The following is a 10,722-nucleotide window of genomic DNA, read 5'->3' as shown; positions in this document are numbered from 1 at the left end:
CAGCTGTGTATAAGAGACACCCCCCGGCCAGCAGACTCACGACGCGCATGCGGTTCTCGGTCAGCGTCCCGGTCTTGTCCGTGCAGATCACCGTCGTCGCGCCGAGCGCCTCGACCGCCGGCAGGTGGCGCACCAGCGCATTGCGCCGCGCCATGCGCTGCGTCGCCATCGCGAGGGACAGCGTCACGGTCGGCATCAGCCCCTCGGGCACGTTGGCGACGATGATCGCGATCGCGAACAGCGCGCTGTCCCAGAAAGGCACGCCGATCGCGCGCCCGACGAAGAAGAACACCGCACCCAGCGCCGTCGCCGCCAGAGCGACCAGCCGCGACAGGCGCGCGATCTCCAGCGCCAGCGGTGACGGCCGTTCCTCCGTGTGCTGGCTGAGGTGCGCAATGCGGCCGAACTCCGTGTGCATGCCGGTCGCGAATACCACCGCCCGCGCGTGTCCGGCCACGACGGAGGTCCCCGCGAGCAAGAGGTTGCGCGCGTCCTCGGCGCGCGCGGCCTCCACCGGTTCGGCCCCCCGTCCCACCGGCCGCGACTCGCCCGTCACCGTCGCGGCATTCACGCGCAGGCCCTGTGCTTCGATCACGCGGCAGTCGGCCGGCACGTTGTCGCCCGCTTCCAGCACGATCACGTCGCCCGGCACGAGATCCTGCGCCAGCACCGTCTCCAGCGCCCCGTCGCGGCAGACCAGCGCGCGCTGCGGCAGCAGCGCCGCCAGCGCCTCGATCGCCCGCTCGGCGCGGTACTCCTGCCAGAACGAAAAACATCCGTTCACGAAGATCACACCGACGATCGCGGCGGCCAGCGCACCCATGCCCTGCCCCGGATCGAACCGGTGGGCGATCAGGGCAAGCGCCGCGGCAAGCCACAGGATGATCGCGAAGAAATGGGTGAATTCGCGCGCGAAGCGCAGCGCAAGCAGCTGCCGCGGACGGGCCTCGACGCGATTGCGGCCGAAGGTTGCAAGACGACGCGCGGCCTCGGCGACGCCCAGGCCATCGCGCCCCGTTCCGAGCCCCGCCAGCACGTCCTCGACCTGTCCGCGCCAGATGTCCATCCTTGTCCCCGGTCCGTCTCCTGCCGCAGGCGCCGCCTACCCGCGACCGCCCCTTTCGGCCCTGCGACCTGTTTCCAGCATGGATCGCGATCGCCGTTGCGCAATGCCAGAGGGGGCCGAATCCGCGTGAAAATTGCACACTTCAACAAAACAAGCGCCATCAGGCCCGGTTCACGCCCGCGCAGACGCCGCCTCTTCCGTTACTATCACTTACAGGCTACTGTCGACATGTCGTAACAATGCGGCCTCGGCCCCGGCGAAGCGGGTAGTCGGCAGCCCCCATAACGGACAGTGGTCATCGACGATCGGATAATCCGGCCAATGCGCGATCTTCAACTTCCGCAAACCGTCACGGCTGCAATCGAAGGCGCGAACGTTCCTCCGTTGCCGCAGGTCTTGTTGCGCCTGATACAGCTGCTGGACGACGAATCGTCGACCATCGATTCACTCGCCGCCGTCGTAAGCCAGGATCCCGCCCTGAGCGCCCGCATCCTGACCGCCGCCAATTCGGCAGCGCACTACCGCAGCACGCCGGCGAGCGACATCAAGTCCTGCGTCTCGCTGCTCGGAATCCGCATGGTGCGCGCGATGGCCACCTGCCTCGTGGTCAAGCGCCTGTTCGACACCGACCCCGGCACAGTCGCTGCCGATCTCACCGATTTCTGGCATCACTCGCTGCTGGTGGCCGAAACCAGCCGCGCCCTGGCGGCCGCAACCGGTTATCCGCATCCCGGAGAGGCCTATCTCGCCGGACTCCTGCACGACGTGGGACAGCTCGTGCTCATCTCCGCGCTGGGGGAACAGTACGCCTGGCTGCTGTCGCAGACGGGAGATGAAGACAAGCTGACCGAGCTCGAACGCACCAGCCTGTCCACGGAACACTGCGAGGTGGGCGCCTGGCTCGCCGACCAATGGCAGCTGGACAGCGGACTCGCCGACGCAATCCTGTTCCATCACGCGAGCGCCGAGGAAATCGCCACCGCATCGAACCTGCCCCGCCTCGTGTGGTTCGCCGACGTGCTCGCGCGCGGCGTGCGCGGCCTTGAGCCCTTCGAGGAACTCGCCACGACGCTCTTCGGCACCGATTCGAGTTTCGACCCCGGGCGCATCCTGACCCGTGCCCTCGACCACGTGCAGGTCATCGCCACCGCCATGGGGATCACGGCGCGGCCCGAACCCGACGACGCCCCGGCGCAGCGCACGCTCCCAAAAGTGACGGTCCTCGCACCTGCGCATGCGCCGCATGAAGCGGACCGCGCCCTGGCCGAGCGCGTCCGCGACATGGCAGTAATGCACCCACTGCAGCAGGACCTGCACGAACTGACGAGTGAAACCGAACTACTGAACGCCCTGCGCGAATCCGCGCGCATCCTGTTCGAACTGCCGCGCATGGGCTTCCTGCTCATCGACCGGGAATCGGGCGACCTCAGCGGCAGGGAAATCACGGGCCAGGCCGCCATCTTCCGCCAGACGCACGTCCCGCGGGGGACCGATGCGGGGCTCGCCACGCGCGCGATCGCCGAGCGTGAAGTGCGCAGCAGCTTCGACGATGCGCGGCCGGCACGCGAGTCCCTGCTCGACCGCCAGCTCGCGCGCGCCTTCGACAGCGAAGGCGTACTCGCCGTGCCGATGGTCGGCAAGCGCCGCACCGTCGGCGTGATGCTGTTCGCCCTCGGCCACGCGGCCGACGCGCGACTCAGGCGCCGCACCCCCTGGCTGCTCAACTTCGGCCGTATTGGCGGCGTGTGTGTCGAGGCATGGCAGGACGCCACCGCCTCGCGCAGGCAAGCCGAGGACGAAGCGGCTGCCGCCTTCCGCCGCCAGGCGCGGCGCATCGTGCACGAGGCCGGCAATCCGCTCGGGATCATCAAGAGCTACCTGCGCATCCTCGACCAGAAACTGCCGGAAAACAGCGAGGTGCGGCACGAGCTCGATGTGCTGCGCGAAGAGATCGACCGCGTCGCCGGCATCGTGCGGCGCATGAACGAGGTGCCGACGGCGACTGGCGCCGCGACCTCCGTGGCGGTCAATGCGCTCATCCGCGAACTCCTCGCCCTGTATGGCGCGCCCCTTTTCGGCGACAGGGGGATCACCGTCACCAGCCGGCTCGGCGAAGACACCGAGAATGCCGCCTGCGACCCCGACAGCCTGAAACAAATCCTCGTTAACCTGTGGAAGAACGCCGCCGAGGCGACGCCCCGAGGTGGGCGCTTTGACATCTCGGTGCTCGACGGAGTCGTTCAGAATGGACGGCGACACGTCGAGATCCGCATTGAGGACAGCGGCGCGGGGATGCCCGAGGAGGCAATCCTCAACCTGTCTTTCCCGGATCAGGCGCACAGCAATGCCGATCGCGGCCATGGCCTGTCCATCGTGGGCAGCATCGCCGCCAGGATCGGCTGCAGAATTTCATGCCGCAGCAAGGCGGGCGTGGGCACGACGCTCTCGCTCCTGCTGCCGTGTGTCCAGGTTTCATGATGCTTGCGAGCCAGCGCGATGCGTGACACTCGCTCCGGAGAACTTCGATGGAGATTGGCAAGAGCCTGTTCTCGGCAGGCAAGGCCGGCCCCGCCGCGCAGGCTGTAGCGCGGGTGCTGATCGTCGACGACGAGCCGCGCATACGTGAAGCCTACGGTGCGCTCCTCGCTGCGGAAGGACGCGAGATCCTCACCTGCGCCAACGGCGCCGACGCAATCGCCCAGCTCGGCAGCACCGAGATCGACGTCATGGTGCTGGACCTGCACCTGCCCGACATGCACGGCACAGAGATCATGGCGTGGATGGGCGAGGCCGGCATCGACACCGCCGTGGTGGTGTTCAGCGGCGACGACGCGATCGATTCCGCCATCCTCGCGCTGCGGCGCGGCGCGTGCGAATTCATCCGCAAGCACGCCGACCCCGAGGACCTGATCCGGACCGTCGACAAGGCCATCAGCCGGCGCCGCCTCGAGCGCGAGAACGCGCGCATGACCGCGCGCCTCGAAGAGTCCGAGCGGCTGCATCGCTTCCTCGTCGAATACTCGCCCGACATCATCTACACGCTCGACCCGGAAGGCCGCTTCGTCTTCCTCAACCGCCGCATCGAATCCCTGCTCGGCTACAACCGCGGCGAGCTCGTGGGCAAGCACTACTCGGTGATCGTCCACCCCATGGACCTGGAGCAGGCTCGCAGCGCCTTTGCCGAGCGCCGGGTCGGCCTGCGCGCGACGACCAACCAGGAAATCCGCCTGCGCTGCCGCAACCTCGACGTCCGCAGCTTCGAGAACCGCACCATCGTCGCGATGCTGAGCTCGCAGGGCATCTACCAGCAGGAAGTCGAGGACGGCGATGCGAAGCGCTTCATCGGCACTGCCGGCGTGCTGCGCGACATCACCGAGCGCAAGCACGCCGAGGAGACGATCAGCTACCAGACCTACCACGACCTCCTCACCGGCCTGCCCAACCGCGTGCTGTTCCGCGACCGCCTCAACCTCGCGATCAGCCAGGCGCGCCGCCGCGGAGAAGTGGTCGGGCTGATGTACATCGACCTCGACCGCTTCAAGCTCGTGAACGACACCCACGGCCAGCTTGAGGGCGACGAGCTGCTGAAGGGCTTTGCGCGGCGCGTGCGCGAATGCCTGCGCGCCGGCGACACGATGTCGCGCCAGAGCGGCGACGAATTCACCATCCTGCTACCCGACATCGCCGACGCCGAGGCCGTGCGCACGATCGCGGAGAAGATCACCACGGCGCTGAAAACGCCCTTCACCGTGGGCGGGCGCAACTTCCGCTGCACGGCGAGCATCGGCATCGCTGTGTTCCCCGACGACGCCGAAACACCGGACCACCTGATGCGCGACGCCGACATCGCGATGTGCCAGGTCAAGGCCCAGGGCAAGAACGGCTTCCTGCGCTACACGCCGGAAATGAGCCGCAACCACAGCGAGCGCGTAGACCTCGACAACGAGCTGCGCATCGCGATCGAAAGCGGCCAGCTCACGCTGCACTACCAGCCGCAGATCGACATCCGCCGCGGCCGCGTCACCGGCGTCGAGGCGCTGGTACGCTGGGAACACCCCGAACGCGGCATGCTGGGCCCCAACACCTTCATCCCGCTCGCCGAGGAAGGCGGCCTGATCTTCGCCATCAGCGACTGGGTGCTCAACGAAGCCTGCCGCCAACAGGCGAGCTGGATCAAGCAGGGCATCACCGACCTGAAGGTCGCCGTGAACATTTCGCCGCTCGAATTCACCCGCGCCGACATCGTCGAGCGCATCCTGCAGCCGATCCGCACGCACCAGCTGGCGCCCGAATGCATCGAGATCGAAATCACCGAAAACATGCTGATGGATGACGCCGAAACCGTCATCGCCAAGGTGCAGGAGCTGCGCACGCACGGCCTGCGTATCTCGATCGACGACTTCGGCACGCGCTTCTCGTCGCTGAATTACCTGCGCCGCTTCCCCGTCAATACCATCAAGATCGACCAGTCCTTCGTCCGCGACCTCGAGACCTCGGGTTGCCAGTCGCCGGTGATCAGCGCGATCGTCGGCATTGCGCGCGGCTTCGGGCTCAGCGTGCTGGCCGAAGGCGTGGAGACTGAAAGCCAGATCGACGCATTGCGGCTGCACGGCTGCGACGTGATGCAGGGCTTCCGCTTCAGCCGGCCGGTGCCGCCCGAGGACATCGTGCGCTACATCGCGGCGCACCAGGCGATGGAAACGACCTGAAGGGTCGCCCCCGCCCCTTCAAGGGGGTGAGGCAGGGGTTTCGGCGAGCACTGCTCGCCGCCTGCCGAACGACGGAGCGAAGCGCAGGCTCCCGGGCTGGGGTGGGGATGGGTCAGGCAGACGCCGCCGAAACCCATCCCCTCCTAACCTCCCCCTTGAAGGGGGAGGAAGACGATGCCCCATCAACGCGCGGACACTCCGTCGACCTGCACGACGCCACCTTCCACACGCACCGCGAAGCACGCGACCGGCTCGCACGCAGGCGGCGTGAGTGCCGCGCCCGTCACCAGCGAAAAACGCGCGCCGTGGCGCGGGCAGATCACCTCGTCGCCCTCGACGACGCCCCAGGACAAGGCCTCCTCCTCGTGGCTGCAGCGATCCGCTATCGCGTAGAAACGGCCTCCGACGTTGAACACCGCCACCTCGCGGCCATCGTCGAGCGCGACGACACGCACCGTTCCGTCGCCGAATTCGTCGCGCTTCGCGACATCGACCCAGTCCGCCATCACAGCAACCCCAGTTCCAGGCGCGCGGCCTCGCTCATCTGATCTGCCGACCATGGCGGATCCCACACCAGCTCGACGCTCGCCTCGCTGACGCCCGACACCTCCTCGACCACGCACTGCACGGTACCCGGAAAAGTCTCTGCGACGGGACAGCCCGGCGCCGTGAGGGTCATGCGCACGGAAACCTTGCCCGACTCCTCGTCGACGTCGAGTCCGTAGATCAGGCCCAGATCGTAGATATTGACCGGGATTTCCGGGTCGTACACGGTGCGCAGCGCCGCGATCACCTCGGCCCGCAGGCCGGTTACCGGCGGTGCCTGTTGCACTTCGGCCTTCAGCTTCTCGGCGCGATGCAGCCAATCGAAGATGCCCATTACCCTTCCCTCACTCTCCCCTTGCGCCCCGAGATTCCCGTGGGAGCGGCTTCAGCCGCGAATGGGTACCGATCTCCCCCCTGGGACCAGTCTCAGCCGCGAATGGGTGCCGATCTCCCCCGTGGGAGCGGCTTCAGCCGCGAATGGGCCGCGCCACACGCGATACCGCCGATTCGCGGCTGAAGCCGCTCCCACCGAATCATCTCGCCCCACCGAATCATCTCGATTCCTCACCCTCCGTCGTCACCGGCGCTGACTGGTCGCGCAGCGCGGCGATCAGCGTGTGCCACGCGAGCGTCGCGCACTTCACGCGTGCGGGGAATTCCGCCACGCCGGCGAGCACTTCCAGCTTGCCGAGCGGCGCCTGCTCCGCGGCGCCCTCGCCGGTGACCAGCGCATGGAAGCCGTCGAACAGCGCCCGCGCCTCGGCCTCGGTCCTGCCCTTCAGCGCCTCGCTCATCAGCGACGCCGACGCAGTTGAGATCGCGCAGCCCGTGCCCTCAAAGCGCACGTCCTCGATCACGCCCTCGCGCGTTTTCACGAACAGCGTGATGCGGTCGCCGCACAGCGGATTGAAGCCCTCGGCCCTGTGGTTGGCATCGGCGAGCGCACCGAAATTGCGCGGCCGACGGCCGTGATCGATGATGAGTTCCTGGTACAGGTCGCGCAGCTCAGGCATCGCCGAACACCTCCCGCACCTTGTCCAGCGCCGCGAACAGGGCCGCGACATCCTCGTGCGTGTTGTACAGCGCGAACGACGCCCGCACCGTCGCCGCGACGCCGAAGCGCTCCATCAGCGGCATCGCGCAGTGGTGCCCGGTGCGCACGGCCACGCCCTCGTGGTCGAGGATGGAGCCGACGTCGTGCGCATGCACGTCCTGCAGCACGAAGGACAGGATCGCCGCCTTCTCCCGCGCCGTGCCGATCAGCCGCAACCCCGGAAACGCCCGCGCGCGTTCGGTCGCATCGCGCAGCAATGCACTTTCATGGGCCGCGATCGCATCGAGGCCGAGGTCGCGCACGTAGCGCATCGCCTCGCCCAACGCGATCGCCCCGGCGATGTTCGGGGTTCCGGCCTCGAACCTGTACGGCAAGTCGTTGTAGGTCGTGCGCGCGAAGCTCACCTGGCGGATCATGTCGCCGCCGCCCTGCCACGGCGGCATCGCCTCCAGCAGCGCGCGCCGTCCGTACAGCACGCCGGTGCCGGTCGGCCCGTACAGCTTGTGGCCCGAGAAGGCGTAGAAGTCGCAATCCAGCGCCTGCACGTCGATCGCCAGATGCGGCACCGCCTGCGCGCCGTCGAGCAGCACCGGCACGCCGCGCGCATGCGCCAGCGCGATCAGTTCGCGTACCGGATTGATCGTGCCCAGCGCGTTCGACACATGCGTCAGCCCGACGATGCGCGTGCGCGGCGACAGCAGCGACTCGAAGGCTGCCGCATCGAGTTCGCCGCTGTCGTCCACGGGCACCACCTTCAGCACCGCCCCGCTGCGCTCGCACGCGAGCTGCCACGGCACGATGTTGGAGTGGTGCTCCATGCCGGTGATCAGGATCTCGTCGCCGGCGCGGAAACGCGCCCCGAAGCTGTTGGCGACGAGATTGATCGCCTCCGTGGTGCCGCGCACGAACACGATCTCCTCGCGCTGCGCGGCGTTGATGAAGTCCCGTGCAATGTCGCGGGCGGCCTCGTACGCATCGGTCGCCTCCTGGCTCAGACGATGCACGCCGCGGTGCACGTTGGCGTTGAGATGCGCGTAGTAATGCGCCTCGGCGTCGATCACGCACTGCGGCTTCTGGCTCGTCGCCCCGTTGTCGAGATACACCAGCGGGCGGTCGTTCACCGTGCGCGCAAGGATGGGAAAATCGGCCCGCCGGCGCGCGATGCCGTCCGCCGGAGCGATCGCATTCGCCGCCCTGCCCAGCGCCGCACGTTCCTTCGGGTCGTCACGCATCATCGTCCTCCTCACGCCGCCTCGGGCAGCGCACCCGGCAACAGCGATTCGAGCCGCACCCGCAGCGGCCCGTGCTCGATGCCCGCGAGCGCGTCCGCCGCAAAGGCCCGGATCAGCAGCGCCCGCGCGTCGCCTTCGCCGATGCCGCGCGCGCGCAGGTAATGCAACTGATCCGCGTCGAGTTGGCCGACGGTCGCGCCGTGCGCACATTTCACGTCGTCCGCCCAGATCTCGAGCTGCGGCTTGGTGTCGACTTCGGCGTCCTCCGACAATAGCAGGTTGCGGTTCGACTGCAGCGCGTCGCTGCGCTGCGCATCCGGCCGCACGATCACGCGGCCGTTGAACACCGCCCGCGCCGCCTCGTCGAGCACGCCCTTGTACAGCTCGCGGCTGGTGCCGCGCGGGCTGGCGTGGTCGATGCAGGTGTGGTGGTCGATGTGCTGCCGCCCGCTTCCCACGTACAGGCCGGAAAGCCGCGCATCGCAGCCTTCCGCACCCAATCGCGTCGCGATCGCGGCGCGCGCGAGCTGTCCGCCGAAGGCGAACGCGTGCGATACGAAGCTGCTGTCCTGCCCCTGCTCGGCGGCGACCGCCGCAACGTGGAACCCCTTCCTGCCCTCCTGCTGCAGCTTCGTGTGCGCGACGCGCGCGCCACGCCCGAGCACGATGCGCGTCACCGTGTCGCCGAGGTAGGCGACGCCCTCCGGGCCGACGTGGTGTTCGATCACCGTCGCGCTGGCGCCTGCTCCGACCCGGATCAGGTTGCGCGGGAAGACCGCGAGATCGCTTCGCGTCGTGACGAACAGCAGATGCACCGGCACTTCGAGCGCGACGCCCGCGGCCAGATCCATCCACGCGCCGTCGCTCCAGAACGCGGCGTTCAAAGCCGCGAAACCGTCCGTCGCCTCGTCGGCAGCAGCGAAGAAGGCTTCCGCATCCACCGCCCGCGTATCGAGCGCCTGCGCCAGACTGCCTACCCACGCGCCAGCCGGCAAGGGCATCGCTTGCGACAATCCCGGCACGAAATGACCATCGACGAACACCATTCGGTGCGTCCCCACCATCGCATGGCGCGACACCATCGCGTGCAGTTCGTCCGACAAGTCGACCGCCGCCGCCACCCCGAACGCCCGCCGCGCGATCGCCGCGACGCTGGTGTATTTCCAGTCCTCGTCGCGAGACGTCGGCAGGCCGAGCGCGGCGAAGCGTTCCATCGCCTCGTCACGGCACCGGCGCAGCCACGGCACGGCCGCCCCGGGAAGCCGCGGCGCGAGGGCCGGATACGCCGACAGGAATCCCGGCACGCAGGGTTCTGCGGGTGCGACTCTCATCGCTGCCCTCCCGCCGCACCGGCCTGCTGCCCGCGCGCCTCCGCCTCGACCCAGGCATAACCGCGCCGCTCCAGCTCCTGCGCGAGGTCCGGCCCGCCCGACAGCGCGATCCGCCCCTGCGCGAGCACATGCACGCGATCGGGCCGGATGTAGTCGAGCAGGCGCTGGTAGTGCGTCACGAGGATCATCGCGCGCTCGCGGCCGCGCATCGCATTCACGCCATTCGCGACGACCTTCAGCGCATCGATGTCGAGGCCCGAATCGGTCTCGTCGAGGATCGCCAGGCGCGGCTCCAGCACGGCCATCTGCAGAATCTCGTTGCGCTTCTTCTCGCCACCCGAGAAGCCCTCGTTCACCGCCCGGTACAGCAGGGTCTCGTCCATGTCCATGAGCCTGAGCTTGCCCTTCACCAGCGCGAGGAAGTCCACCGCATCGAGCTCGGCCTCGCCGCGGTGCCGCCGCATCGCGTTGAGCGCCGCCTTCAGCAGATAGATGTTCGCGACCCCCGGGATCTCCACCGGATACTGGAATGCGAGGAAGATGCCTTCGCGCGCGCGTTCCTCCGGCGCCAGCGCGAGGAGGTCGCGCCCCATGTAGCGGACCTCCCCCTGCGTCACGACATAGCCTTCGCGCCCCGCCAGCACGTGCGCGAGCGTGCTCTTGCCCGAACCGTTCGGCCCCATGATCGCGTGCACCTCGCCCGCATGCACCTCGAGCTCCAGTCCTCGCAGGATGGGCTTGTCGTCGACCGTGACGTGCAGGTTGCGGATCTCCAGCATGGCGG

Annotated in this window: 9 protein-coding genes; 2 read left to right on the top strand and 7 right to left on the bottom strand. The window is 68.3% G+C overall.

Features of this window, described 5'->3' with window-relative positions:
* A partial coding sequence (locus GO615_RS22910) for an HAD-IC family P-type ATPase (protein ID WP_169132196.1) occupies positions 1-1,066 on the bottom strand: 1,066 nt, incomplete at its 3' end.
* Positions 1,067-1,387: 321 nt separating this feature from the next.
* Here GO615_RS22910 and GO615_RS22905 point away from each other — a divergent pair.
* Positions 1,388-3,544: an HDOD domain-containing protein gene (locus tag GO615_RS22905; protein ID WP_169132195.1), complete on the top strand. Its 2,157-nt coding sequence runs from the start codon at positions 1,388-1,390 to the stop codon at positions 3,542-3,544.
* Between the two features lie 47 nt (positions 3,545-3,591).
* On the top strand, positions 3,592-5,775 hold the full coding sequence (locus GO615_RS22900; RefSeq protein WP_169132194.1) for a putative bifunctional diguanylate cyclase/phosphodiesterase: 2,184 nt from the start codon (positions 3,592-3,594) through the stop codon (positions 5,773-5,775).
* A 182-nt stretch (positions 5,776-5,957) separates the two neighbouring features.
* Here the strand turns inward: GO615_RS22900 and GO615_RS22895 are convergent, their stop codons facing one another.
* From GO615_RS22895 to sufC, 6 genes are all read right to left on the bottom strand, one after another.
* Positions 5,958-6,281, bottom strand: coding sequence for a non-heme iron oxygenase ferredoxin subunit (locus GO615_RS22895; protein ID WP_169132193.1), 324 nt, complete (start codon positions 6,279-6,281; stop codon positions 5,958-5,960).
* On the bottom strand, positions 6,281-6,655 hold the full coding sequence (locus tag GO615_RS22890; RefSeq protein ID WP_169132192.1) for an SUF system Fe-S cluster assembly protein: 375 nt from the start codon (positions 6,653-6,655) through the stop codon (positions 6,281-6,283). Before GO615_RS22890 ends, GO615_RS22895 begins: the two co-directional genes overlap by 1 nt.
* Positions 6,656-6,872: 217 nt before the next feature.
* Positions 6,873-7,334, bottom strand: a complete 462-nt coding sequence (sufU, locus tag GO615_RS22885) for a Fe-S cluster assembly sulfur transfer protein SufU (RefSeq protein ID WP_169132191.1) — start codon at positions 7,332-7,334, stop codon at positions 6,873-6,875.
* Complete coding sequence (locus tag GO615_RS22880; protein WP_246262425.1) at positions 7,327-8,607, bottom strand: cysteine desulfurase; 1,281 nt, start codon at positions 8,605-8,607, stop codon at positions 7,327-7,329. Before GO615_RS22880 ends, sufU begins: the two co-directional genes overlap by 8 nt.
* Positions 8,608-8,618: 11 nt before the next feature.
* Positions 8,619-9,938, bottom strand: coding sequence for a Fe-S cluster assembly protein SufD (gene sufD / locus GO615_RS22875; RefSeq protein ID WP_169132190.1), 1,320 nt, complete (start codon positions 9,936-9,938; stop codon positions 8,619-8,621).
* Entirely contained in the window at positions 9,935-10,717 is a 783-nt protein-coding gene (sufC, locus tag GO615_RS22870) for a Fe-S cluster assembly ATPase SufC (protein WP_169132198.1), read from the bottom strand. Before sufC ends, sufD begins: the two co-directional genes overlap by 4 nt.
* Between the last annotated feature and the right edge of the window lie 5 nt (positions 10,718-10,722).

The sequence above is a fragment of the Aromatoleum evansii genome (assembly GCF_012910805.1).
In the GTDB taxonomy this organism is placed as follows: domain Bacteria; phylum Pseudomonadota; class Gammaproteobacteria; order Burkholderiales; family Rhodocyclaceae; genus Aromatoleum; species Aromatoleum evansii.
This window is presented reverse-complemented; position numbering and strand designations above follow the sequence as displayed.

What these genes read in the sequence shown, in the direction of transcription:
- sufD (WP_169132190.1), bottom strand. Translation starts at nt 9,938, where the DNA reads ATGAGAGTCGCACCCGCAGAACCCTGCGTGCCGGGATTCCTGTCGGCG.
- GO615_RS22905 (WP_169132195.1), top strand. Translation starts at nt 1,388, where the DNA reads ATGCGCGATCTTCAACTTCCGCAAACCGTCACGGCTGCAATCGAAGGC.
- sufC (WP_169132198.1), bottom strand. Translation starts at nt 10,717, where the DNA reads ATGCTGGAGATCCGCAACCTGCACGTCACGGTCGACGACAAGCCCATC.
- sufU (WP_169132191.1), bottom strand. Translation starts at nt 7,334, where the DNA reads ATGCCTGAGCTGCGCGACCTGTACCAGGAACTCATCATCGATCACGGC.
- GO615_RS22895 (WP_169132193.1), bottom strand. Translation starts at nt 6,281, where the DNA reads ATGGCGGACTGGGTCGATGTCGCGAAGCGCGACGAATTCGGCGACGGA.
- GO615_RS22890 (WP_169132192.1), bottom strand. Translation starts at nt 6,655, where the DNA reads ATGGGCATCTTCGATTGGCTGCATCGCGCCGAGAAGCTGAAGGCCGAA.
- GO615_RS22880 (WP_246262425.1), bottom strand. Translation starts at nt 8,607, where the DNA reads ATGCGTGACGACCCGAAGGAACGTGCGGCGCTGGGCAGGGCGGCGAAT.
- GO615_RS22900 (WP_169132194.1), top strand. Translation starts at nt 3,592, where the DNA reads ATGGAGATTGGCAAGAGCCTGTTCTCGGCAGGCAAGGCCGGCCCCGCC.